Below are 24871 nucleotides of genomic sequence, written 5' to 3'. Positions count from 1 at the left end.
GCAAAAGATGAGAAAAATACTTTTTGCAAGTTTATTACCTATCATTGCTTTGGCTGATTGTGCAAGTTTGATGGCAAAATACGAAGCTCCAGAGCCAGAGTCAAAAACAATGAAACAAGTTGAACGCTGGATTAATAAAAAAGTTAGCGATCCAGCTGATGCTGCTGTTTTAAAAGAGTGCATGATCGCTCGTGCAGCGGACAATCCAAATCAAGTTTCGGTTGCAGGTAAATAAAAAAGCGGTGTAAAACCGCTTTTTACTGTTTAATCTTTTAAGCTACAATTTTTTAAAATTTTCTTCAAATAAGGCTAATATGCAAGAAATCATTTCTTTTGTTGTTGAGACGGCTAGTGCTTGGGGGTATTTGGGTATTATTATCTTAATGACCTTAGAGAGTTGTTTTATACCTTTTCCAAGTGAAGTTGTTATGATACCTGCCGGATATTTGGCACATAAAGGCGAACTTGATATCACTCTTTGTATACTTAGTGGGACTTTAGGTTCTGTTTTAGGGGCTTTGATTAATTACTATATTTGCTTTTTTTGGGGTAAAAATTTTGTATTAAAATGGGGTAAATATTTTGGTATAAACGAAGCCAAATTTGCTAAATTTGAAGAATTTTTTAACAAACACGGGGAATTTTCAACCTTTACTTGTCGTCTTTTACCAGGGATTCGTCAGTACATCTCTATGCCTGCAGGTTTGGTAAAAATGAAACTTGTAAATTTTATACTTTTTACTGCACTTGGTAGTGCTATTTGGGTGGCTATACTTGTATTTTTGGGTTATTATATAGGACAAAATGAAGAGTTGATTAAAACTTATTTAACTCAAATTTTAATCATTATAATTGTTTTTGTGATTTTAGCAAGTTTAATTTATATCAAAATCAAAAAGCCTTTTAAAAAGGCTTAAATTTTATCTTTTACGCTTTGTATAGCGTTTTTGATTTGTTGTTTTGAATTTTCTAATTTTATTTTTTCTTTTTCATTGAATTTTAATTCAAAAACCTTTTCTATACCATCTTTTCCTATGATAGCGGGCATTGAAAAAGCTATATCATCAAAAACCACACTTACAGGATGTAAACTTTTTCTATCTTCTAGGATGGCTTTGGCCAAATTTGCACAAGAAGTTCCTATGCCAAATTCTGTTCTTCCTTTGCGTTCATAGATGAAATATCCTTCGCTAATCACGGCTTTTTCGAGTTCTTGTATGTCTAAATCTTTGCCTAATTTTTGCTTGTAAAAATCTAATAAATTTTGTCCTAAAACGCTTGCATTAGAAAGTGCTACAAACTGAGAATCTCCATGTTCACCAATCATACAAGCAAAAATATCTTTTGAATTTATGTTTAAATCTTTGGCTAAAAATTTCTTAAGTCTTGAACTATCTAAATTTGTTCCACTACCAAAAACATGATTTTTAGGTAATTGGCTTAATACTTGAGTGTAGTAAGTTATGGTGTCATTTGGATTTGTTGCGACAATGTATTTGCCTTTAAAATTAGCATTTTTTAAGGTTAAGACAATGTCTTTAAGTTCGAGGATATTGTTTTGAAGTTCTACTAAGCGACTAGGTAATTCTTTTAAGCTTTCTTTTCTAAAAGCTAAAATGATAATATCGCAAGAAGCTAAATTTTCTAAATTTGACACATGAAAAATTTTTGTATAAGAAAAATGAATGGCTGACATATCTTCCAAATCTCTTGCATGAGCTAGAGCTAAATCTTGTTTTATATCATATAAGTAAAGTTCTGAACAAATTCCTTGAGTAACTATGCTATAAGCACTAGCAGCTCCTACATAACCTAAACCAACTATACCGATTTTTGCCATTTTTTCTCCTTATTTATTTTAAAATTTGCTATAATTATAACAAATTCAATCAAAGATTATTAAAATAATGGAAAAACCTGATATACAAAGATTAACTAATTTTTTAATCGTATATACTAAAACTTTGCTAGGTGCTGGAACTTATACAGCTAGGGTGGCAAAATGCGTAGGAAGAATAGCTGAGGTTTATGGCTATGAGATAAATATCAATTTCTTTTTTCATCATATCACTTTAAATGTTGTAGATATGGATGATAACTCCATTCAAAGAACTTATGTTATACCCAATCATCATGCCCATGTTAATTTTAAACTTATTTTTGATTTAAGTGCTTTAAGCTGGGCTATGTATGATCACAAATACGATCTTGAAAAAGCAAAAGTCGTTTTTGAGCAAATTTCTCAACAAAAAAAGCATTCTTATTTGCTTAATCTTTTATTTGTTTCTATGGCAAATTCAGCTTTTTGCAGGCTTTTTGGTGGTGATTTTGGTGCTGGAAATTTGGTGTTTTTTGCAACTTTTGTGGGATTGTTATTAAGATATATTTTAACTAAAGCAAAGATTGATTTAAGAATTCAATACATCCTTTGTTCTTTTATCTCATCGTGGTTTGTATTTTTTGGACTGGATATGGGATATACCAATACTTCTGATGTGGCTTTGGGTTCTAGTATCTTGTATCTTATACCAGGGGTATTTTTTATAAATTCTGTGATTGATATATTAAAAGATCATATTTTAATGGGACTTAGCCGTATTATCAGCGTGGCTATTTTGATTTGTTGTATAGCACTTGGAATTTACATGACGCTTAGTATTTCGGATTTTGGGATTTTAAGATGATTGAATTTATTTTAAGAGATATGTTTTTTGCTGCTGTGGCGGGATTTGGCTTTGCTTATGCTTGTAATCCACCCTTAAAAACCCTTATTTTATCTGCTCTTTTAGCGGCAATTGCACATGGGCTTCGTTTTACTTTGGTGGAATATTTTCATTTTCAAACTTTAGCAATCGCAACTTTTGTTGCTTCATTTTGTATAGGATGTTTAGGAATTGCTTTAGCAAAAATCATCAAAACCCCTGCTGAAATTATCGCTTTTCCTGCTCTTATTCCTATGATACCTGGAATTTATGCTTATAAAGCGATTTTGTATCTTATTTCTTTTATACGCAGTGATGATTTGAAGGCTAAGTCTGAATTTTTGGTTCAATTTTTTGATTATTTTTTTACAACTGTTTCTGTGACTTTGGCTCTAGCTATAGGAGTGAGTGTTACTTTGCTTATATTTTTTGAACAAAGTTTTATGATGACTAGACATGCAAAAAAACATTAAAACTTGTTGCAAATTTGTTTAATATTTCTTTTTATAATTTTAAATCAAAAATTTAAAAAAAGGTATTGTATGTTATGTCCAGTTTGTAATGTGGATTTGGTTATGAGTGATAGGAGTGGAGTTGAGATTGATTATTGTCCAAAGTGTCGTGGCGTTTGGCTTGATCGTGGAGAGCTTGACAAAATCATAGAACGCAGTGTCCCTAATACAGCAAATTTTAACCAAGCTCCAAGACAAGAGTCAAGATATAATGACTCAGCTTATCATCAGCATAATGATTACTATAAAAAGAAAAAGAAAGAAAGTTGGCTAGGCGAGCTTTTTGACTTTTAATTTTTATAAAAATAACAAATATTTATATCCTTTTTAGCTTAATATCTTAAAATGTCAAGCAAAAAGGATATAAGATGTATAAATTTTTATCACACGAGCCTTTAGCTAACAAATCTTGTCATCATAATCACGAAGAACATTCTCATGAACATCATCATTCCCATGCTGATGCAAGGAGTATGGATAAAAAGATTTTAAAAATTTCTCTTTTAATGACTTTTTCTATGATGCTTGTGCAATTTATTTATTCAATCCTTTCAAATTCTTTGGCGCTTTTAAGTGATACTTTGCATATGTTTTCTGATGTTTTTGCCCTAGCTCTTAGTTTTTTAGCCATTATAGCCGTAGAAAAATGGCAAGATCATCAAAAGACCTTTGGGTATTTTCGTCTTGAAGTTTTAGTGGCTTTTATCAATGCTCTAACCATTATTTTATCGGCTTTATTTATCATTTATGAGGCTATAGAAAAATTTATTAATCCAAAAGAAATTGACGCTAAAACCATGATAATTGTAGCTATTTTGGGCTTTTTGGTAAATGGGATTAATGCTTTGATGATGTTTAAGGGTGCAAATTTAGAAAATGTCAATATGAAGTCCGCTTTTTTGCATATGATGAGTGATTTATTGGGTTCTTTAGCGGTTATTATAGGTGGGATAGTGGTGTATTTTAGTGGTATTGTTTATATAGATACGATTTTAGCTATTGTATTATCAATCTTGCTTTTAAAATGGGCGATTATCTTGCTTAAACAAAGTGCTAATGTCTTGCTTGAAAGTTCTCCTGTGGATATAGAAAAAGTAAGACAAGTTTTGCTTTTAAATCCTAGTGTGGATGAGGTGGTGGATTTGCATATTACTCAAATTACCAATAAAATGTTAGTAGCTTCCATGCATTTAAAAGTAAGAGTTTGCGATCTAAAGGAATTTGAAAAACTATCTCAGGATTTATCCCATAAATTACTACATGAATTTGAAATCGGGCACATTACCATACAACCTATAAGGAGTGAAAATGAAATTTAAAGTAAAAAATGTTAATTGCATGAATTGTGTAAATTTGATCAAAAATTCTCTTGAAGATGAATTTGGAAATATAGAAGTGGATTTGGATCAAAAAATTTTAAGTTTAAATTTAGAAGAAAATCAAGTAACAAATTTTACAAAAGAATTTCAAGATTTAGGTTTTGAGATCGTAGAGCGTTTATAATGGAAGAATTGCGTATAAAAATAGGCAAAATGACTTGCGTTAATTGTTCTAACGCTATAGAAAGAGCTTGTAGAAAAATTGACGGTGTTAAAGATGCTAGTGTTTCTTATGTGAATTCTAGCGGGGTTTTTTTACTTGAAAATCAAGAAAAACGCAAGGATATCATCGCAAAAATTCAAAATTTAGGCTTTGAAATTTTAGAAGATGAACAAAGCTTGAACGCATACAAGGCAAAAAAACACTTAGAATTAAGAAAAAATTTGCTCTTAAGTATAGTTTTGAGTGTGATTATTATGTATTTTGAAATGTTTGTTAAAAGTTCTTTTTCGCAAAATATCCAAATGGCTTTGAGTTTTTTTGGGATATTTTATTGTGGGAGAGACTTTTTTTCCCATGCTTTTTTAGGACTTAAAAGTAAAAATTTAGATATGAACACCCTTGTAGCTTTGGGGACTTTGAGTGCTTTTGTGTATTCTTTTTTGGTGTATTTGAAAATTTTTAAAGAAGAAGATTTGTATTTTAGCGGTGCAATGATGATTATTTCTTTTGTGCTTTTAGGAAAATATCTTGAAAGTAAGGCTAAATTTAAAGCACAAGATTATCAAAGAATTTTAGAAAATATAGACACAAAAAAGACAAAAATTTTGCTTGAAGATGAAAGTATCAAAGAAATTTCAAGTTCTTTTGTCAAAAGTGGCGATGTGCTTTTGGTAAAAGAAGGAGAAAGCATTGTTGCAGATGGAGTAGTGCTTTTAGGGAGTGCAGAGCTTGATATGAGTTTTTTAAATGGGGAGTTTTTGCCTGTTTTAAAAAAAGAAGGCGATGAAGTTCAAGCAGGAGCAGTAGTTTTAAATGGTGCTTTAAGGATCAAAGCAAACAAAAAGGCTATGGATAGTACTTTAGAACAAATCAAAAATCTAGTTTTTGAAGCAGGAAATATCAAAAGTCCTTTGGCAAATTTAGCAGATCAAATTTCTAAATACTTTGTAGGGGGTATAATATTTTTTGCTTTTTTAGTTTTTGTTTTTTGGGTTCTAAAAGCAGATTTGAATACAGCTTTTTTACACTCTTGTGCTGTGCTTTTGATCTCTTGTCCTTGTGCTTTAGGTCTTGCAACGCCTATAGCTTTGGTTGTGGCAAGTGCAAATGCGGCAAAAAATTTCATTCTTATTAAAAATCCTGCCGCTTTAGAAAAATTAGCCTTAGTCAAGTATGCTTTTTTTGATAAAACGGGTACATTGACAAAGGAAAATTTGAATATTTTTAAACACAATCTTTCTAAAGATGATTTTGATAAATTATGTCAAATTGAAAGTTTAAGCTCTCATCCTGTAGCTAAGGCTTTACATAAAGATCAAATTTTTGATTTAAAGGGTGAAGGGAGAGTGATTGTGGGTTCTGGCATAAAATACAAAGAAGATAGTGATATTTATCTCGCAGGTAGTGCGAAGTTTTTGCACGAAAATGAAATTGACACAAAAGAAAGTGATGTCTTTTTTGATACTTTTAAAGAATATGTTAGGGTGTATTTTGCTAAGAATAAAAAGTGTTTAGGTGGTGTTTTGTTAAGCAATGCTTTAAAAGATGGAGCCAAAGAGCTTGTGTTAAATTTAAAAAAGCAAAATCTTAAAACTTTTATTTTAAGCGGCGATCATGTAAAAAATGTAGAAAAAATAGCCAAAGAATTACAAATAGACGAATTTTATGCTCAACTTAAGAGTGAAGAAAAACTACAAATCATTCAAAAATTTAAAAAAACTCTTTTTGTAGGAGATGGGATCAATGATGCGGCGGCTTTATCTGCTGCAAGTGTGAGTATGAGTTTTTCAAAAGCAAATGAACTTGCAAAAAAAACAGGAGATTTTATCTTGATAAAAGATGATTTATCGGCGATTTTTAAATGTTTTAAACTTGCTAAAAAAACACGCAGTATTATTAAGCTAAATCTTTTTTGGGCTTTTATTTATAATGTGCTTTGCATTCCTATCGCGGCAGGATTTGTACCTTTTATCACTTTAAGTCCTCATATAGCAGCACTTGCAATGTGTTTTAGTTCTATTACTGTAGTGTTTAATTCTTTAAGACTTAAAAGAATTTAAAAATTTAATTTTTATTAATAATATATTATATATAATTAATATTACTAAAATATATTATTAAAAGAGTATAAATGCAACAAAAATGTTTTTGCATAAGCAAAATGATTAGATTTTCAAAAATTATTATTTTGCTTACCGTTGCATCGTTAGCAGGTATAGTGGTTTTTGGAAATGTGACAGATTGCAATTCTAATTTCCAATTTGTTTCACATGTGATGAGTATGGATACAAAGCCTGATTATTTGGGTAATGCTATAGTTTATAGGGCTATTACTTCTCCTGTGATTCATCATATAGGCTATATAGCAATTATTCTTTTTGAAACTTTTATTACCTTAACAGCTCTAAAAGGTGCTTATGATATGTTTAAAGCTAGAAATTTAGATGCCCAAAGCTTTCATAATGCTAAGATTTTTGGGATTGTTTCTTTAACTTGTTGTTGTATTTTATGGTTTTTTGCCTTCCAAGTAGTTGCTGCAGAATGGTTTGGAATGTGGATGAGCAAGGTTTGGAACGGTTTACCTGATGCTACAAGATTGGTAACTTATATGTTTTTAGCTTTGATTTTCATCTCTCTTAAAAATGATGATTAATTTTCTATACTAGGCTCTCCAAAACAATCTTTAAGAGCCTCTTTAAGATCTTCTTGTGGGTCAAATTTTTTGGCCCCTTCTTTAAGCATATTAATAGAACTTTGAATATCTATGTTTTTGTTTTCATTGTTTGGTAATTCTTGAGTTAAGGATTGAAGCTTATTTTCGTCAATTGTTAGTGCTTTTTGCACATTAATTTTAGCATTTTCTCCAAATTTAGTTTTAAAAAGTTCTTGTATGAGTTTAAAACCTTTATTGAGTGTATCGCGATTTTGTCCTTGTGCGTTTGAGCTTATATTTAAGGTATTGTTTTCAAAACTAATAAATTTCGTGCTTTGTTTAAAGCATTCTGCAAGATCAAAATCTCTATCATAAATACTATCAAGCAAGATTTCATAAGCATTTTTTTCTATTTTTTTCTCAAGATTAGGTATGATAGGAGCAGGTGTGATCCTAGGTGTAATATTTGTTGTATTTTCTTGTTTGATTTCTTGGATTTGTGCATCAATTTCTTTTAAATGGCTTGCTTCCATCATCATAAAAGCCATAACACAAAGCGTAAAGCCATCATCATCGCAAAGCATATTTTTAGCTTTTGATAAAATACGGAAAAATCTTTCATAAATTAAAATAGAAAATTCCGTACTTTTTGCAAAAAAGCTTTCTTTTAAATAAAAAAGCATTTCATCAATCACGTTTGAGGCTTCATAGTCTTGTAATTCTTCTAAGTATGCAAAAACTTTTTCCTTGTCTTTTGTTAAGATAGCCTGATAAAAGGCTTTGATTTTTTGAGGATCTAAAAAGCCTAACATATCGGTAATCTTGCTAATGCTGATTTCATTTTGACAAAAAATAATAGCTTGGTCAAGCAAGGTTAAAGTATCTCTTAAAGATCCGTTGCCACTTCTTGCTATAAATTTTAAAGCTTCTTCTTCAAATTTAACATTTTCTTTAAGTAAAATTTCTTTAAGATGGTTTAAAATTTCACTCTGTGGAATTTGTTTAAAGCGAAAATGTTGCGTTCTTGAAAGCACAGTAGCTGGGAGTTTTAAAGGATCAGTGGTTGCAAGTATAAATTTAACATAACTTGGGGGTTCTTCTAAGGTTTTTAAAAGTGCATTTGCAGCTTGTGGGGTAAGCATATGTACTTCATCAATGATGAAAATTTTAAATCTTGCCATAGAAGGGGTGTATTTGGTTTGTTCGATTAAGGCTTGTATGTCTTCAAGCCCACGGTTGCTTGCAGCATCCATTTCTATAATGTCTATATGTTTGCCTTCAAGTGCTGCAAGACAGTGTTTGCAAGTGCCACATGGAGTATCGCTTGGTCCTTGTTCGCAAACTAAAGCACGAGAAAAAATTCTAGCACTTGAAGTTTTTCCACTTCCTCTAAGTCCTGAAAAAAGATAAGCATGAGCTAAGCGATTATGATTTAGGGCGTATTTTAAACTTACGCTAACTGTTTTTTGTCCTATGAGTTCATCAAAGGTTTTTGGCCTGTATTTAATCGCTAGGGCTTGAAGCATTTTTTACTCGTTCATTATAGATAAAAGTTCTACATTGTCTTTGGTTTTAAGCATTTTAGAATATAAAAATTTCAATGCCTCAACATCATCCATTTGAGAAATCGCTGAACGGATCGCCCAAATTTTTTGAAGATTTGCCACGCCTTGGAGTAATTCTTCTTTTCTTGTTCCTGATTTGATGATATTAATCGCAGGATAAATTCTTCTATCGGCAATATTTCTATCAAGAACTATTTCGCTATTTCCTGTGCCTTTAAATTCTTCAAAAATCACATCATCCATTCTTGAACCTGTGTCAATTAAAGCTGTAGCAACTATGGTTAAAGAGCCTCCATTTTCTATATTTCTAGCTGCGCCAAAGAAGCGTTTTGGTTTGTGCAGAGCATTAGCATCTACCCCACCGCTTAGGACTTTTCCACTGCTTGGAGTTGCGGTGTTATAAGCACGCGCCAGTCTTGTGATGCTATCAAGTAAGATAATAACATCTTTACCTGTTTCTACCATTCTTTTGGCTTTTTCTATCACGAGTTCAGCTACACGCACATGATTATAAGCAGGTAAATCAAAAGTAGAACTAAAAACCTCCCCTTTTACACATCTTTGCATATCGGTAACTTCTTCAGGTCTTTCATCGACTAAAAGCACGATTAAATGCATTTCAGGATGGTTTTTTGCAATGGCAGTAGCAAGTTCTTTCATAAGCTCTGTTTTACCTGTGCGTGGTGGAGCAACGATGAGTCCGCGTTGTCCTTTTCCTATAGGGGTAAAAAGATCTAAAACACGGCCTGTAAGCTTCATCGCATCGTATTCGAGCTTGATTTTTTCTGTTGGAAAAATAGGGGTTAAGTTATCAAACAAAGGTCTTTCTTTGGCTTCTTGTAAAGGCAGATAATTGATCGCTTCGATTTTTAAAAGAGCGTAGTATTTTTCCTGATCTTTAGGTTCTCTAACTTGTCCTGTAACGATATCGCCTACACGCAGAGCAAATTTTCTAATTTGTGAATTTGAAACATAAGCGTCATTAACACTATCACTAAGATTGGAGTCCATGCCTCTTAAAAAGCCATAACCTTCAGAAGAAATTTCTAAGATACCCGTAAAAAGTATGAAACCGCCTTTTTTTGTTTGTGCTTTTAAAATTTCAAAAATAAGTTCTTGGCGGCGAAATTCTCTTGGATTTTCGATTTCACATTCATTAGCGATTTTAACTAGATTTTCTAGATCTAATAATTTTAATTCTTCAATTTTATAACCTTCCACTGGAACGTGGGTTCTTTGATGTTGTTTTTTTTCTTTTTCCATAAGTCCTCGTAAGATTTAGCAGAATAATTTTTGTAAAATGTGATTTTAATAAAAAAATGCACTTTTTGTCAAATTTGTTTATAATTATAAAAAATATTTTTTTAAAGAATGATTATGAAATGTGAACATTGCAAACTTGATTATAAACAAGCTCAAATGATAGAGTATAAGGGTAAATTTTTTTGTTGTAAGGGTTGTGAGAGCGTTTGGGAAATTTTGCATGAAAGTGGATTAGATGAGTTTTATGAAAAGCTTGGAAATCAAACCTTAAGCCCTGTAAATTTTCAAAATGAAATGAAAAATTATGATGAGTTTATCACTAAAACTAAAGAAGGATTTAGTGAAATTTATCTCATGATACACGGTATAGAATGTGCAGCTTGTGTGTGGCTTAATGAGAAAATTTTAACCAAGCAAGAAGGAATTTTAGAACTTGATATCAATCATTTAAACCATAAAGCACGCATTGTTTTTGATGAACAAAGCATTTCTTTGGTGCAAATTTTAAGACTTATTGAAAGTATAGGCTATAAAGCGAGTGCTTATGATGCGAGCAAGGCTTCAAAAAAAGCGGATTTACTAAAAAGGGAATTTTATTCTAAGCTTGTTGTGGCTATAGCTTGTGTGATGAATATCATGTGGATAGCAGTGGCAAAATACGCAGGATTTTTTAGCGGTATGGATAAGGATACTAAGGATATTTTAAATTTTGCTGAATTTATCCTTTGTTCTCCTGTGCTTTTTTATACGGGATCTCATTTTTATAAAAGTGCTTTTAAAACTTTAAAAATGCATAGTTTAAATATGGATGTATTGGTAATTAGCGGAGCGAGTTTGGCTTATATTTATTCTTTATGGGCTATGTTTTTTAGGGTGGGGGAAGTGTATTTTGATTCTGTGGCGATGATAATTTGCTTTGTATTTATAGGAAAATATCTTGAGATGTTTAGCAAAAAGCGTGCTTTAGATACCATAGATGGGCTTAATGATTTTTTACAAAATGAAGTTTTAGTTTTTGATGGTAAAGAATTTGCTCCTAAAGAAGTGCAAAAGGTTTGTTTAGGGGATAGAATTTTGCTTAAAACTGGAGATAAAATTTTAATCGATGGGATTTGTAAAAGTGGTGAAATGAGCGTGGATACCTCTTCTTTAAATGGAGAAAATATCCCAAAACTCATACAAAAAGAAGATGAAATTTTTTCAGCTTGTATAGTGCTTGATGGAAGTGTGGAGTATGAAGCAACAAAGCTTTATAAGGATTCAAAACTCAGTCAAATTATTCAGCTTTTAGAACTTGCAAGCTCTAAAAAAGCAAAACTTGAAAGTTTGGTCAATAGTCTTTCGGCTTATTTTTCTAGAACGGTTTTATTGATCGCTTTTATTTGTTTTGCTTTTTGGTTTTTTTACAAAGAAGAGAGTTTTGAAATTTCTTTAGTCAATGCGATTGCAGTTTTAATTATCGCTTGTCCTTGTGCTTTGGCTTTAGCAACGCCCGTGAGCAATCTTGTGGCCTTAGGTAGGGCTTTAAAAAAGCATATTTTATTTAAAAGTTCTAGCGTGATAGAAGATTTAAGTAAATGTGATTGTGTAGTGTTTGATAAAACAGGTATTTTAACTAAAATAGAGCTTGAACTTAAAGAGGTTTTTTTAGATAAAGCGCTTGATTTAAATGAGCTTTATAATTTTGTAAAACTTTCTAAACATCCTATCTCTCAAAATATTGCGTCGTATTTAAAGCAAAAAGGAGCCAAGGATTTAAATTTGGATTTTAAAAAGCATTCAAGCATTCAAGCTAAAGGTTTAAGTGCTGAGTTAAATGAAGGGTTGCTTTTAGGCGGAAGTTCTAAATTTTTGCAAGAAAAGGGTATTGTGGCTAAAGAATTTGATAATACGCATTTTATTTTTGCCAAGGAAGGTAAAATTTTAGCTTTTTTTGAGTTTGATAGTGTTTTAAGAGAAGATGCAAAAGAGCTTATCACTTATCTTAAAAAAGAAAAGAAAGAATTAATGATACTTAGTGGTGATCATCAAAAAGCAGTGGAAAAAATAGCTAGAAAATTAGAAATTCAAAATTATCAAGCTTCTTGTTTGCCAGAAGATAAGATGAAAACTATAGAAAAATTAAGTAAAAATTACAAAGTTTTATTTGTAGGCGATGGGGTAAATGACGCACTAGCTTTAAAATATGCAAGTGTTTCGATGACTTTAAGAGAAGGAAGTGATTTAGCTATAGAAAGTAGTGATGTCTTGCTTTTAAAAAATGATTTACTTTCTTTAAAAAAAGCCATCAAATTATCTAAAAATACCTTTAAAATTATCAAGCAAAATCTTGCTTTTTCTTTGTTTTATAATGCTTGTACCATACCTTTGGCTTTTTTGGGTATGATTAATCCTTTGTTTGCTGCTATTTCTATGTCTTTTAGTAGTATAATAGTCGTTTTAAATGCTTTAAGGATCAAAGAATGAATAGTATAATCATGATGATGATAGGAGTTTCTATCTTAGCGTTTTTTATCATTTTGGCAACTTTACTTTGGGGGATTAAAAATAAGCAATTTGACGATGATTATAAATTTACTACTTTAAATGATGATGAGGATTCTTTGCGTGATGCTATAGAATTAGAAAGGCGTAAAAAAGAAGCTTTGGATAAAAAAAGGCTTTCTTAAAAAGAAAAGCCTTTTTTGGAAATTATTTTAAAGTTTCAATATGAGCTTCGATAGCTTTAAAATCTTCTTCAGTTAAACCTTTAAGGTTAAGTTTCATGATCGCACCTTGACCATAAGCATTTCTTTTGCCTTCTGAATATTCTTTCATGTATTGAAGTCTTTCAGCAGAAGAAAGAGTTTTTAAAGCTGGAACTTTGTTTAAGTAAACTTTGTCAGCATTTGCACCATGGCATACTGCACATTTTTTAAAAAGTGTAGCACCATCTGCAGCAAAAGCAGAAACGCCAAGACATGCCAAAGCAGAAACTACTAATAATTTTTTCATTTGTTTTCTCCTTAGTAAAAATTAGATTGCTAGGTATTATATATCTTTATTTTTAATAAAAATCTTAAGAAATTAAAGATAATGTTTATTTTCTTTTTAAAAAAGCTATATTATAATGTTTTTATGAAAACAAAAGCATTATTTTTAGATAGAGACGGTGTGATTAATATAGATAAAAAATATGTCTATAAAATAGAAGATTTCGAATTTTGTGATGGAATTTTTGAACTTTGTAGATATTTTTTGGCTAGAAATTATTTGCTTTTTATAGCGACAAACCAATCAGGCATTGCAAGAGGATATTATAAGGAAAGTGATTTTTTTAAGCTTTGTGATTATATGCTTAAAGAATTTGCCAAGCAAGATATAAAAATTGATAAAATTTATCATTGTCCGCATTTAGAAGGTTGTGAGTGTCGCAAACCTAAAGCAGGAATGCTTTTAAAAGCAAAAGATGAGTTTGATTTAGATATGAAAAATTCTATCTTTATCGGAGATAATCTAAGCGATATGCAAGCAGGGTTAAATGCTAATATTGGCACTTTGATTTTAGTGAATGAAGAAAAAAAAGAAGGTGATTTTTTTAGACAATTTAAAAATTTAAAAGAAATTTTGAGCTTTTTAAAGAAAAGGACATTTAAATGAAAATAGCAATCACAGGTGGCGCAGGATTTATAGGTTCGCAACTAGCTTTAAATTTGCAAGAAAAACATGAAATTTTAATCATCGATAAAATGCGTAGTAGTGCGACTTTTGAAAATGGAAATTTGCAAAGTTTTGGGCATTTTAAAAATTTACTTGAATTTGATGGAGAACTTTTTGCAGGCGATATTAATGATGAAAAAGTTTTAAAAAAGATTGAAGATTTTAAGCCAGAGATTATTTTTCATCAAGCAGCAATTTCAGACACTACGGTTTTTGATCAAACTAAGGTTTTACAAACCAATTTAAATACTTTTAAAGATTTTATAGAACTTAGCATAGATCTTAATGCAAAGCTTATTTATGCAAGTTCAGCTTCAGTTTATGGCGATGCAAAAAGTCCGCAAACTGTAGGTAAAGATGAAGAACCAAAAAATCCTTATGCTTTTTCAAAATTGATGATGGATAAGTTAGCGAAAAAATACTACGATAAAGCTCATTTGGTAGGACTTAGATATTTTAATGTTTATGGAAAAGGCGAATTTTATAAAAACAAAACTGCTTCTATGGTTTTACAATTTGGCCATCAAATTTTAGCAGGAAAAAATCCACGCTTGTTTGAAGGAAGTGATCAAATTTATAGAGATTTTACTTATATTAAAGATGTTATTAATGCCAATTTAATCGCCCTTGATTCAAAATGCGGGGTTTATAATGTAGGCAGTGGTAAAGCAAGAACCTTTCAAGATATAGTTGATATTTTACAAAAAGAGTTAAAGACTGATTTGCCTTGCGAATATATCCCAAATCCTTATGTAAAATCTTATCAATTCCACACTGAAGCAAAACTAGATCAAACTTGGGATTATCAGCCAAAATTTAGCCTTGAAGAGGGTATAAAAGATTATTTAGGCGAGATAAAAAGACTTTTTGAAAAGGAAGTCAATGCTTGAGTTTTTAAGTCAGCAAAAACCTAAAATTTTGATTATAGGGGATTTTATGGTGGATAATTACACTTGGTGTGATTGTTCGCGTATCAGTCCTGAAGCCCCTGTTTTGGTAGCTAAAACTCTTAAAGAAGATAAAAGATTAGGTGGGGCTGCTAATGTTTATGCAAATTTAAAAAATTTAGGTGCTGATGTTTTTGCGCTTGGTGTTGTGGGTGATGATGAGAGTGGGAAATTTTTACAAGAAAATTTAAAAGGAGAATTTTTGATCCAAAAAGGACGCAAAACCCCTTTTAAAAATCGCATTATGGCGCACAATCAGCAGGTTTTAAGACTAGATGAAGAAGATACAAGTGCAATTTTGCTCGAAAATGAGCTTATTGCTTTGTTTGATGAAAAGATTAAAGACTTTAAGGCTGTGGTTTTAAGCGATTATGCTAAAGGTGTTTTAACCCCTAAAGTTTGTAAGGCTGTGATAGAAAAGGCTAAGGCTTTAAATATCCCTGTTTTGGTTGATCCTAAGGGGAGTGATTTTAGTAAATATAGTGGTGCAACCCTACTCACGCCTAATAAAAAAGAAGCTTTAGAGGCTTTGAAATTTGAAAATTTAGAGGGTAAAAATTTAGAAAAAGGGATTAAAAAATTAAAAGAAGATTTTGCTTTGCGTTATTCTATCATCACTCTTTCAGAAGCGGGGATTGCACTTTTTGATGAGAATTTAAAAATCGCACCTGCTAAAGCTTTAGAAGTTTATGATGTAACAGGGGCGGGCGATAGTGTGATTGCCGTTTTGGCTTTTTGTTTGGCAAATGAAATTGAAATTTTTAAAGCTTGCGAACTTGCCAATGAAGCCGCAGCTGTTGTGGTAAGTAAAATAGGTAGTGTGAGTGTGAGTTTTGATGAGATTAAAAGTTTTAAGCACGTGGATTTTGAGAAAAAAATCAAAAGCAAAGAAGAACTTTTGGCACTTTTAAAACAAAATGATAAAAAGATCGTTTTTACAAATGGTTGTTTTGATATAGTGCATTTTGGACATATAAAATATCTTGAGAAAGCTAAAAGATTGGGCGATGTTTTGGTTGTGGGCTTAAACTCAGATGCGAGTGTGAAAAGCCTCAAAGGCGAGAGTCGTCCTGTAAATTCAGAGTTTCAAAGAGCTTGTATGTTGGCAGCTTTTTATTTTGTAGATTTTGTAGTAGTTTTTGATGAAGATACGCCTTTGGAACTTATAAGCTTTTTAAAGCCTGATATTTTGGTTAAAGGAGCTGATTATAAAGATAAAATTGTTGTGGGTGCGGATATTGTTTCAAAGGTTGAATTAATCGACTTTGAAGAAGGATTTAGTACAAGCAAGATCATAGAAAAAATAAAGGATAAAAAATGATAAGTTTAGTAGAAAAAGAATGGCAAGAACATCAAAAAATAGCTCAAGCCAGTGAAATTTTAAAAGGACAAATCGCTAAAGTAGGCGAACTTTTGTGCGAATGTCTTAAAAAAGGCGGCAAGATTTTGATTTGCGGAAATGGTGGAAGCGCAGCTGATGCTCAGCATTTTGCGGCTGAACTTAGCGGGCGTTATAAAAAAGAACGCAAGGCTTTAGCAGGTATAGCGCTTACAACCGATACTTCAGCACTTAGTGCTATAGGAAATGACTATGGTTTTGAATTTGTTTTTTCAAGACAAGTGGAAGCTTTAGGAAATGAAAATGATGTTTTAATCGGTATTTCAACCAGTGGAAAAAGCCCTAATGTTTTAGAAGCTTTTAAAAAAGCAAAAGAACTTAATATGCTTTGTCTAGGGCTTAGTGGAAAGGGTGGTGGAATGATGAATAAGCTTTGCGATCACAATCTTGTCGTGCCAAGTGATGATACGGCTAGAATTCAAGAAATGCACATTTTGATCATACACACACTTTGTCAGATCATAGATGAGGGTTTTTAATGAAAGTTTTTATCATCAACTTAGAGCGTTCTTTAGATAGAAAAGAGCATATACAAAAACAAATTCAAAAGCTTTTTGAAAAAAATCTTAGTTTAAAAAATAAATTAGAATTTATTTTCTTTAAGGCTATTGATGCTAAAAATAAAGAACATTTGGAATTTAAAGATCATTTTCCTTGGTGGGGTTCTTGGGTGCTGGGCAGAGAGCTTTCTGATGGAGAAAAAGCTTGTTTTGCTAGTCATTATAAACTTTGGCAAGAATGTGTGAAGCTTGATGAGCCTATAATCATCCTAGAAGATGATGTGGAATTTAGCGATGAATTTTTAAATAATGGGGCAGAATATATAGATGAATTGTTAAAGAGTAAGTATGAATATATAAGACTTTGTTATTTAACACAAGGTAAAATGTTGAAGCTTAATGATAATTTTTTGTTTACTTTGGATAGTATTGGCGGAACACAAGGGTATCTTATAAAACCTATTTCGGCTTTAAAATTTATTGATAATTTAAAATTTTGGATTAAACCAGTGGATAATGTTATGGATATGTATTATTATAGTAAAGTTTTTACTATAACTTACACTCCTCTTTTACTAAAGACAACAGATATTAATTCCACTATTGAAGAGAGAAAAAAAGACAAAAGACCTATTTTTAAAAGAATAATTAAAGAAATTTGTAGGTTGTATTTTATTTATTTAAAATTTACATATAAACAAAAGGCAATAAAATTTTTAAGACGTGAAGTATAATTTTAATTAATTTAGAAATAGCAATTGTTTACTTACTTCTATGATGATTTCTGGTTTTAAATCTTTCATGCATTTGTGGTGTTTTAAAGGGCAGGTTTTTTGCATACAAGGCATACAAGCTAGATCTAAATGTACTAATTTTGCATTTTCATTTTGCCAAGGTGAAGTTTGAGTAAATTTCGTAGGACCAAAAATAGCCACGGTTTTTACCTTATAAACCGCACTTATGTGCATAGGTCCACTGTCATTTGTGATGAAAAGATCGCAAAAAGCGATATTTTGACAAAGGGTTTTGATGGTAGTTTTATTGCAAAGATTTTTTACTTTTATGTTTTGTTCTTTTAAAATTTGATAAATTTCATTACAAAGTTCTTGTTCGGCTTTTCCTGCACCAAAGATTAAAATCTCATGACTTTGGCTGAAATTTAAAGCCACTTTAGCAAAATAACTCACATCCCATCTTTTTGCACTTCCAAAGCTTGCACCAGGGTTGAGTCCTAGAATTTTTTTACCATTTTTTAAGACAAGAGGGTTTTGAAATTTTAGCTTAAAGGGAAGCTTTAAGTCTTTAAAATGAGCTTTTATACTAAGTGAGTTTTCTATAAAATAAAGGTATTTTAAAACTTGATGTTCTTCTTTGTGCTTGTTTTTGTCAAAAAAATATCTTTGTTTCGTTTTAAGAATATGCAAGATAATCTTAGAAGAAAACGCAGACCTAAAAGCAAAGCTAAAATCGATCTTACCAAGTTCTTTGCGTAAAGATAGGGCTTGTTTATAGCGAGATTGTTTATTTTCTATGATGATTTTAGAATTAGGAAATTCTTTAAAAAGTGCTGTGGAAACCAAAGAGCCATAAAGGATAAATTGGGCATTTTTAAAATGTTCTTTTATAGCGTATAAAGCAGGCGAAGCCATCACTGCATCGCCTAGCCAAGTGGGAAGATGTATAAAAATTTTCATAAATTTCCTAAACTTTGATAGAATTGTTTTTATTATTTTAACAAAATTTAGGAAAAATATGCCACAACTTTCGATCATAATCCCGCTTTTTAATTCTTGTGATTTTATCTTAAGAGCTTTGCAAAGTTGTATAAATCAGACTTTAAAAGATATTGAAATTTTGATTATCGATGATAAAAGTAAAGATAATAGTTTAAATATGGTTTTAGAATTTGCTAAAAAAGATCCAAGGATAAAAATCTTTCAAAATGAAGAAAATTTAGGCACTTTTGCAAGTAGAAATTTAGGAGTTTTGCATTCTAGTTCTGATTTTATAATGTTTTTAGATAGTGATGATTTTTTGACACCTGGTGCTTGTGAAATAGCGTTTAAAGAGATGAAAAAAGGTTTTGATTTGCTTTGTTTTGATGCCTTTGTACATAGGGTAAAAACCAAACAATTTTATCGTTTTAAACAAGATGGAGTTTTTAATCAAAAAGAATTTTTAGAATTCTTAAGCAAACAAAGGCATTTTTGCTGGTCAGTTTGGGCGAAGTGTTTTAGAAAAGATATCATCTTAAAAAATTTTGAAAAGGTTAAATTTGAAAAGGTTAAAATCGATGAGCGTTTGAGTTACGGCGAAGATGTGCTTTTTTGTTATATTTATTTTATGTTTTGCGAGAAAATAGCTGTTTTTAAAACTTGCATTTATCATTACGAATTTAATCCAAATGGAAGATATGAGAATAAAAATAAAGAAATTTTAAATCAAAATTATTATGATAAAAAGAAAAGTAATGAAATCATAAAAAGACTCTCCAAAGAGTTTTTACATGATGAATTTCATCAGAAATTATTTGAAGTTTTGGAGAGAGAGGAAGTAGGGGTGAAAAATAGATTAAAATAGATTAAAAATTTTTTTTGATTTTAGTTCTAAAATATCTCTAAAATAAAGTTTATTTGGATTATAGTAGGAAATTGATTTTTTTATGATTTTTTTTCTAGTAGGTCAAGATATTGGTTTATTTTTAAATTAAGATCAATATCATAAAAATCAGCAAAATGATATCTCCACCATTGAATTTTTAATAATCTTTCTATTGTTTTTTCATCAAATCTATATTTGATAATTTTGGCTGGAATTCCTGCAACTATAGCATAAGGTGGTACATCTTTAGTAACTACAGCTCTTTGTCCTATGACACATCCAGTCCCAAGTGTGATACCCTGTTTAAGCAAAACATCTTTTCCTATCCAAACATCATCTTGTATAATTAAATGCGTTATTGATGAGCTTGGATTATGGTTAACTATAGGAAATGTTTTGTTGATGTGATTTTGGCAAGCATCGTTAATAAAACTATGATTTGTTTCATAGGTAAAACTTGCAGTGCTGATTCTATCTATAGGGTGTTGAAAGTTAAACATAGAAACCCCATCAGCAATTGAACAATACCTTCCAACTTTTGCATAATGAGGTAGAAAAGATCCGCTAAAAGAAAATGAACCCATTTCATGTAAGATATTGCTAAATTTAAAAGCACAATATTCTTCTATCCCCAGCCCCGCCGCACTCTCTAATTGATTGTTTTTCAATGGAATGGTTATAAAATCTTTGGTTTTTAGTCTTGAAAATCTTCTAGGATTTTCTATGTAAGTTTTTGTATAAATATTATATTGCTTTAATAAATTTAATATATTTTTATTGCATTTTAAGGTTATTTTTTCCATATCTGTTCAACCTTTTTTAAATCCTCTAAACAGTCAATATCTAAACTTGAGCTTTCGTCCATTAAAAAATGCTTGGTTTTGTTTTGCAAAAAGCTAGGATTGTTTAAAAATTCTTTTATCTTTAAAATATAAATTGCACCATTGCTCATATAAGTTTTAGGCAATTTTTGCCTTGGCATAAAAGGATATTCATCATTACAAATCCCTGCTAAATCGCCATAATCATTACAAACAAAGGCTTTTAGAATTTTATTATCACATTCGCTTACGCTAATTAGGGCATTTGCATTGCTATTTTTATAAAGATTAAAAGCTTTATCAATATGAATATTTGTTCTTAGCGGCGAAGTGGGTTGTAAAAAAACTACATCTTCATAATCTTTGTAAAATTTTAGAGCATGTAAAAGCACTTTATCGCTTGTAGTATCATCTTGTGCAAGGCTAATTGGGCGTTTTAAAATATCAACATTTTGGCTTTTTGCATAATTTAAAATTTCATCACTATCACTGCTTACAACAACTTTACTAATGCTTTTAGCATTTAGTGCAGCTTTAATGGTGTAATAAATTAAAGGTTTATTATTTAATAAAACCAAATTTTTATTTTTAATACCCTTTGAGCCACCACGAGCAGGGATTATTGCTAAGCTCATTTTATCTCTCCTTGAAATTTCTTTAATATTTGCTCGATTACAGGGCGTTTTAGCATGGCAAAGTCTATTTTTTTAGCCTCTTTGCTCTTACGATGAAAGGCCTGAAATTCTTCTAAACTCAAGATATCTAAATATTGTTGGTAATCGTTTCGGCGGTATTTTAAGGCAGGAAAATGCCACTGAAGTAGGGGAGCTTGTAGTATTTTCACTCCTTGAGATAAGACTTGTTGCTCGGAGTAGAGTTCTTCTATAAGTCCCTTAGGATCTATCCATTGGCTTTTTTTTGAAACCCTTCTTTCTATAAAGCTACTATTTCTTCTTTTAATCAAGAGTTGATCCCCCCCCCTATGAATCCATAATTTCCACTATTTTGCACATAAATATTTCCATTTAAGATTATAAAATTAATTCTTGGGTAGCATAAGGCTTTATTTTCTTGATCAATCCTATAAAAACTCTTATAAAGCTTCTTGGCATCGTAGTAATGATCCACATCGATTTTTATAAACCACTCATCTAAGGGTATAAAAGATGCTGCCCAATTGTAATAAGAGTAAAGTTTATTTTCTTCATTTTTAGGATTTTCTAGATCTACTTTATAAGGATATTTTTTAGCAATGAAGTTGGGATATTGCTTGCAAAATTCTAAAATAAGCTCTTCACTCCCATCATCACAGTCGTTGTAAGCTATAATTCCTCTTTGTAAAGCAGGTAGTATACTTTCTAAAGAAACTCTTAGGGTTAAAGCTTCATTTTTAACCCTGATAAATCCCCAAGGATTAAGGGGTGATTTCACATCCTTAGCCTTTTCATCAAAGTCAAAAAAGCCCTTATGTTTTTTTCCATAGATGTTTTTATTTTCCTTAATGAAATGCTCATTATCTAAAACCAATTTTTTAGAAATCGAGTATCTTTTATATAAAGAAATGATTTTTTTAAGCATGTTTTATATCCTTAAAAACTTTTTGTGTGCTGAGTTTAAAAAATTCTCCGCTTAATAAATATTCAAAAAATAATTTTGAGCTATCTAAAATCTCTAACTTAGTGCTAAATAAATCTTGTTTTTTATGAATGGTGTTAATAGCTTTTAGTATTTCATCACTATTTGCATTAACTTTTAGTGTATTTTCATTGCCAAGTCTTCCATTTTGTCTTGAGCCAACTAAAATCCCTGCTGTTTTTAAGTATAAGGCCTCTTTTAAAATGCAACTTGAATTACCTATTATAAAATCAGCATTTTTTAACAAAGTTATAAAATACTCAAATCTAAGCGATGGAAAAAGCTTAAATCTAGGATTGTTTTTAAGCTCTTCATAGCTTTGCAAGATTAATTCAAAACCTAAATCATTATTTGGATAAATAACAATATAATTTTTATTACTTTGTATCAGTGCTTTTACTAAATTATCTGCTTGATTTTTAATGCTAGTAATTTCAGTTGTAACAGGATGAAACATAAGCAAAGCGTAGTTTTCATAATTTATATCATAATATTTTTTTGCTTCGCTAAGTGAAATTTTATTATCGTTTAAAAGTTCTAAATCAGGCGAACCTATGATAAAAATAGATTTTTCATCTTCTCCAAGCTGCATTAAACGCCTTTTTGCAAACTCATCATTTACTAAATGAATATGAGCTAGTTTTGATATAGCGTGGCGTAAGCTATCGTCAATAGTTCCTGAAATCTCTCCGCCTTCAATATGCGCTACTAAGATATTATTTAATGCTCCAACAATAGCTGCTGCTAAAGGCTCGATTCTATCTCCATGTACTACGATTAAATCAGGTTTTAACTCATTTACATACCTTGAAAATCCATCAATTGTAGTGGCTAAAGCCTTATCAGTTTGATAATATTTATCATAATTTATAAATTCATAAATATTTTTAAAGCCATTTTTATAAAGCTCTTTAACTGTATAGCCAAAATTTTTGCTTAAGTGCATTCCTGTTGCAAAGATGTAAAGCTCAAATTCGCTTGAGTTTTGCACCCTATACATTAAAGATTTAATCTTAGAATAATCAGCCCTGGTGCCTGTTATAAAAAGGATTTTTTTCACGCAAAATCCTCATAGCTTAACTGAGTATCATTTTCTATATCTCTTAATGCTTTTTTGCCTAAAATATTTTCAAATTCAGCCGCACTAATTCCACCAAGTCCAGGTCTTTTAACCCAGATATTGTCCATAGATAAAACTTCGCCTTTTTTAATATCTTTAATGCTAACTACGCTTGCAAAGGCAAAATCAATTGTAACTTGTTCTTGCTTAGCTGCTTTTTTGCTTTCATTATTTCCTTTCATTATAGCCATTTGCTCACTTTGGATAATTAGCTCTTTTAAAGCCTTTGTATCCATAGAACAAACTATATCAGGGCCACTTCTATGCATACTATCAGTAAAATGTCTTTCAAGCACACAAGCACCAAGTGCAACCGCACCTAAACACGCAAGATTATCTGTTGTGTGGTCGCTTAAGCCTACCATGCAAGAAAATTCTTTTTTTAATTCAAGCATAGCGTTTAATCTTACAAGATTATGCGGGGTTGGGTAAAGATTGGTCGTGTGCATTAAAACAAAGGGAATTTCATTGTCTAATAAGATTTTTACAGTTGGTTTTATACTTTCAATACTATTCATTCCTGTGCTAACTATCATAGGCTTTTTAAAGGCTGCTATGTGTTTAATAAGCGGATAATTATTACACTCACCTGAACCAATCTTAAAAGCACTAACTCCCATATCTTCTAAGCGGTTTGCACCTGCACGAGAAAAAGGTGTGCTAAGATAAACAAGACCTAATTTTTCTGTGTATTCTTTAAGTGCTAGCTCATCTTTATAATCTAAAGCACATTTTTGCATAATCTCATAAATGCTTATTTTTGCATTACCAGGAATTACTTTTTTAGCGGCCTTACTCATCTCATCTTCAACGATGTGGGTTTGATGCTTTATAATCTTAGCACCTGCGCTAAAGGCTGCATCTACCATAATTTTAGCTAGTTCTAAACTGCCATTATGATTAATGCCTATTTCAGGCACGACTAAGGGTGCTTTTTCTTCACTTATGATTATATTTTGTATTTTTATTTCTTTCATTTATTTTCCTTTGAAATAATGCTTTATATCACTAGGTAATCTTAATAGATCTTTTATCAACTTGTAATAAACATTTTCTTTAATTTTTATTTTTTTAAAATTAATATTTTTTGAAAATTTTCCATAAGCCTCACTAGAAGGTATGAGTATATCTTTAGTGTAGTTATTTTTTTCTTGTATGATAAAATTTGAATTTAAATTTGGCGCTAGTTCTATAAAATTTGCTAAAAGACTATTAGGACATAAGCAATATAGTTTTATTTTGTAAGTTTTTTCTAGAAATTCTAAAGCTTTTATATCTGTATTTTTACTATGTCCGATATAGTGTGAGCGATCATTTTTAAAATCAGGGGCTAGTTTTAAAAGATTTTCTTGTTTGGTATCAAAAGCATAAGATGACCCATTTTGATAAAAATCAATTCCCGAAAGATAAATTTCTTTGTATCCTAGGGCTATGGCTACTGCACACATATAGACCCCTGAGGTAATTCTTTGATTGAAATAAATTTCGTGAAATTTAAAATAAGCATTAAATTCTTTAAGTTGTTTAAAAAAATCATATCCCAAATGAGCATCAGGAAAATAATCGTAAAAAGTTTTTACAAAATTTTCATTTTCTAGATGAGCTTGGTTGTAATTAGAACACATAATTAGTTCGGTCTCATATTCTTGATTTTGGATTAAATGTTTTAAAGTGTAGTATTGCTCAAAGAAGAAATTAGGGGTGTAAAACACTGCTTTGCATTTTTTACCAAGATAGTATTTATCTTCAAAATAAAATTGATTACATCTAAATACATCAAAATCATTTGGTAGCCTTGAATAATCAATTTCTTTTAAACTTGGTCCATTTCCAGCAATAATAACTTTTTTCATGATTATTTTCCATCAAGATTTATTTTTAACGATTTTATCAAAATAGATTTTATGTTATA

Annotated in this window: 29 protein-coding genes; 17 read left to right on the top strand and 12 right to left on the bottom strand. The window is 30.7% G+C overall.

What is annotated here, in order from left to right:
- Positions 1–7 precede the first annotated feature (7 nt).
- Together AJN56_RS06890 and AJN56_RS06885 are read left to right on the top strand one after the other, a co-directional pair.
- Entirely contained in the window at positions 8–235 is a 228-nt protein-coding gene (locus AJN56_RS06890) for a hypothetical protein (RefSeq protein ID WP_002822505.1), read from the top strand.
- A gap of 79 nt (positions 236–314) precedes the next feature.
- Complete coding sequence (locus AJN56_RS06885) at positions 315–917, top strand: DedA family protein (protein WP_009882773.1); 603 nt, start codon at positions 315–317, stop codon at positions 915–917.
- On the opposite strand, the gene AJN56_RS06880 is transcribed toward AJN56_RS06885, so the two are convergent.
- The gene (locus AJN56_RS06880) at positions 914–1840 is read right to left on the bottom strand and encodes an L-lactate dehydrogenase (protein WP_070246480.1); all 927 of its coding nucleotides are present in this window, start codon (positions 1838–1840) and stop codon (positions 914–916) included. The genes AJN56_RS06885 and AJN56_RS06880 overlap by 4 nt on opposite strands.
- 67 nt (positions 1841–1907) lie before the next feature.
- On the opposite strand from AJN56_RS06880, the gene AJN56_RS06875 reads away from it, so the two are divergent.
- The 7 genes from AJN56_RS06875 to AJN56_RS06845 all read left to right on the top strand — a co-directional run bounded on the left by AJN56_RS06875 (position 1908) and on the right by AJN56_RS06845 (position 7409).
- Positions 1908–2684, top strand: a complete 777-nt coding sequence (locus AJN56_RS06875; RefSeq protein WP_009882768.1) for a threonine/serine exporter family protein — start codon at positions 1908–1910, stop codon at positions 2682–2684.
- Entirely contained in the window at positions 2681–3175 is a 495-nt protein-coding gene (locus AJN56_RS06870) for a threonine/serine exporter family protein (RefSeq protein WP_002853757.1), read from the top strand. The genes AJN56_RS06875 and AJN56_RS06870 overlap by 4 nt, the downstream gene beginning before the upstream one ends.
- A gap of 69 nt (positions 3176–3244) precedes the next feature.
- Complete coding sequence (locus AJN56_RS06865; RefSeq protein ID WP_002831611.1) at positions 3245–3508, top strand: zf-TFIIB domain-containing protein; 264 nt, start codon at positions 3245–3247, stop codon at positions 3506–3508.
- A gap of 74 nt (positions 3509–3582) precedes the next feature.
- Complete coding sequence (gene czcD / locus AJN56_RS06860; protein WP_002856089.1) at positions 3583–4533, top strand: CDF family cation-efflux transporter CzcD; 951 nt, start codon at positions 3583–3585, stop codon at positions 4531–4533.
- Complete coding sequence (locus AJN56_RS06855) at positions 4523–4717, top strand: heavy-metal-associated domain-containing protein (RefSeq protein WP_002856180.1); 195 nt, start codon at positions 4523–4525, stop codon at positions 4715–4717. Before czcD ends, AJN56_RS06855 begins: the two co-directional genes overlap by 11 nt.
- A complete protein-coding gene (gene copA / locus AJN56_RS06850) occupies positions 4717–6816 on the top strand; it encodes a copper-translocating P-type ATPase CopA (protein ID WP_009882760.1) in 2100 nt (699 codons plus the stop codon). The genes AJN56_RS06855 and copA overlap by 1 nt, the downstream gene beginning before the upstream one ends.
- A 71-nt stretch (positions 6817–6887) precedes the next feature.
- A complete protein-coding gene (locus AJN56_RS06845; protein ID WP_002855871.1) occupies positions 6888–7409 on the top strand; it encodes a DUF2165 family protein in 522 nt (173 codons plus the stop codon).
- Here the strand turns inward: AJN56_RS06845 and AJN56_RS06840 are convergent.
- Together AJN56_RS06840 and rho are read right to left on the bottom strand one after the other, a co-directional pair.
- A complete protein-coding gene (locus AJN56_RS06840) occupies positions 7406–8935 on the bottom strand; it encodes a DNA polymerase III subunit gamma/tau (RefSeq protein ID WP_002855902.1) in 1530 nt (509 codons plus the stop codon). The two genes, AJN56_RS06845 and AJN56_RS06840, sit on opposite strands and share 4 nt — an antisense overlap.
- A 3-nt stretch (positions 8936–8938) precedes the next feature.
- Positions 8939–10237 (bottom strand): transcription termination factor Rho, encoded by a 1299-nt coding sequence (gene rho / locus AJN56_RS06835; protein ID WP_002853705.1) that lies wholly within the window; start codon positions 10235–10237, stop codon positions 8939–8941.
- A gap of 108 nt (positions 10238–10345) precedes the next feature.
- Between rho and AJN56_RS06830 the strand changes: the two genes are divergently transcribed.
- Entirely contained in the window at positions 10346–12703 is a 2358-nt protein-coding gene (locus AJN56_RS06830) for a heavy metal translocating P-type ATPase (RefSeq protein ID WP_079254191.1), read from the top strand.
- A complete protein-coding gene (gene ccoS, locus AJN56_RS06825; protein ID WP_002852798.1) occupies positions 12700–12906 on the top strand; it encodes a cbb3-type cytochrome oxidase assembly protein CcoS in 207 nt (68 codons plus the stop codon). The genes AJN56_RS06830 and ccoS overlap by 4 nt, the downstream gene beginning before the upstream one ends.
- A gap of 22 nt (positions 12907–12928) precedes the next feature.
- Here the strand turns inward: ccoS and AJN56_RS06820 are convergent, their stop codons facing one another.
- On the bottom strand, positions 12929–13231 hold the full coding sequence (locus AJN56_RS06820) for a c-type cytochrome (protein ID WP_002852762.1): 303 nt from the start codon (positions 13229–13231) through the stop codon (positions 12929–12931).
- 81 nt (positions 13232–13312) lie between these two features.
- Here AJN56_RS06820 and gmhB point away from each other — a divergent pair, with 81 nt between their 5' ends.
- Genes gmhB through AJN56_RS06795 form a run of 5 tightly spaced genes read left to right on the top strand, consistent with a single transcriptional unit; the run spans position 13313 to position 17516 of the window.
- Complete coding sequence (gene gmhB / locus AJN56_RS06815; RefSeq protein ID WP_070246478.1) at positions 13313–13876, top strand: D-glycero-alpha-D-manno-heptose-1,7-bisphosphate 7-phosphatase; 564 nt, start codon at positions 13313–13315, stop codon at positions 13874–13876.
- On the top strand, positions 13873–14826 hold the full coding sequence (rfaD, locus tag AJN56_RS06810; RefSeq protein WP_002856483.1) for an ADP-glyceromanno-heptose 6-epimerase: 954 nt from the start codon (positions 13873–13875) through the stop codon (positions 14824–14826). The genes gmhB and rfaD overlap by 4 nt, the downstream gene beginning before the upstream one ends.
- Positions 14819–16204, top strand: coding sequence for a D-glycero-beta-D-manno-heptose-7-phosphate kinase (rfaE1, locus tag AJN56_RS06805; protein WP_002869011.1), 1386 nt, complete (start codon positions 14819–14821; stop codon positions 16202–16204). The genes rfaD and rfaE1 overlap by 8 nt, the downstream gene beginning before the upstream one ends.
- Positions 16201–16761 carry a D-sedoheptulose 7-phosphate isomerase gene (gmhA, locus tag AJN56_RS06800; RefSeq protein WP_002869012.1) on the top strand — a complete coding sequence of 187 codons (561 nt, stop codon included), beginning with the start codon at positions 16201–16203 and terminating at the stop codon, positions 16759–16761. The genes rfaE1 and gmhA overlap by 4 nt, the downstream gene beginning before the upstream one ends.
- Positions 16761–17516 (top strand): glycosyltransferase family 25 protein, encoded by a 756-nt coding sequence (locus tag AJN56_RS06795; RefSeq protein WP_002869013.1) that lies wholly within the window; start codon positions 16761–16763, stop codon positions 17514–17516. Before gmhA ends, AJN56_RS06795 begins: the two co-directional genes overlap by 1 nt.
- A gap of 6 nt (positions 17517–17522) precedes the next feature.
- On the opposite strand, the gene waaF is transcribed toward AJN56_RS06795, so the two are convergent.
- Positions 17523–18476: a lipopolysaccharide heptosyltransferase II gene (waaF, locus tag AJN56_RS06790; RefSeq protein ID WP_002869014.1), complete on the bottom strand. Its 954-nt coding sequence runs from the start codon at positions 18474–18476 to the stop codon at positions 17523–17525.
- 58 nt (positions 18477–18534) lie between these two features.
- On the opposite strand from waaF, the gene AJN56_RS06785 reads away from it, so the two are divergent.
- Positions 18535–19362 carry a glycosyltransferase family 2 protein gene (locus tag AJN56_RS06785; protein WP_002869015.1) on the top strand — a complete coding sequence of 276 codons (828 nt, stop codon included), beginning with the start codon at positions 18535–18537 and terminating at the stop codon, positions 19360–19362.
- An 80-nt stretch (positions 19363–19442) separates the two neighbouring features.
- Here the strand turns inward: AJN56_RS06785 and AJN56_RS08955 are convergent, their stop codons facing one another.
- From AJN56_RS08955 to AJN56_RS06755, 7 genes are read right to left on the bottom strand one after another with little or no spacing between them, the layout of a single operon-like run.
- Complete coding sequence (locus AJN56_RS08955; RefSeq protein ID WP_002869016.1) at positions 19443–20186, bottom strand: CatB-related O-acetyltransferase; 744 nt, start codon at positions 20184–20186, stop codon at positions 19443–19445.
- Positions 20174–20839: a cytidylyltransferase domain-containing protein gene (locus AJN56_RS06775; RefSeq protein ID WP_002869017.1), complete on the bottom strand. Its 666-nt coding sequence runs from the start codon at positions 20837–20839 to the stop codon at positions 20174–20176. Before AJN56_RS06775 ends, AJN56_RS08955 begins: the two co-directional genes overlap by 13 nt.
- Complete coding sequence (locus tag AJN56_RS08780; RefSeq protein WP_019260376.1) at positions 20836–21168, bottom strand: hypothetical protein; 333 nt, start codon at positions 21166–21168, stop codon at positions 20836–20838. Before AJN56_RS08780 ends, AJN56_RS06775 begins: the two co-directional genes overlap by 4 nt.
- Positions 21165–21782, bottom strand: coding sequence for a glycosyltransferase (locus AJN56_RS06770; protein ID WP_016818193.1), 618 nt, complete (start codon positions 21780–21782; stop codon positions 21165–21167). Before AJN56_RS06770 ends, AJN56_RS08780 begins: the two co-directional genes overlap by 4 nt.
- Positions 21775–22899, bottom strand: a complete 1125-nt coding sequence (neuC, locus tag AJN56_RS06765; protein ID WP_002869019.1) for a UDP-N-acetylglucosamine 2-epimerase — start codon at positions 22897–22899, stop codon at positions 21775–21777. Before neuC ends, AJN56_RS06770 begins: the two co-directional genes overlap by 8 nt.
- The gene (gene neuB / locus AJN56_RS06760) at positions 22896–23936 is read right to left on the bottom strand and encodes an N-acetylneuraminate synthase (RefSeq protein ID WP_002869020.1); all 1041 of its coding nucleotides are present in this window, start codon (positions 23934–23936) and stop codon (positions 22896–22898) included. Before neuB ends, neuC begins: the two co-directional genes overlap by 4 nt.
- Positions 23937–24812, bottom strand: coding sequence for an alpha-2,3-sialyltransferase (locus tag AJN56_RS06755; protein WP_002869021.1), 876 nt, complete (start codon positions 24810–24812; stop codon positions 23937–23939).
- Positions 24813–24871 lie beyond the last annotated feature (59 nt).

This window comes from Campylobacter sp. BCW_4319, assembly GCF_001764435.1.
GTDB classification, from domain to species: Bacteria; Campylobacterota; Campylobacteria; order Campylobacterales; family Campylobacteraceae; genus Campylobacter_D; species Campylobacter_D jejuni.
The sequence above is the reverse complement of the archived record's forward strand: the minus strand, read 5'-3'. Positions and strand labels throughout refer to the sequence as shown.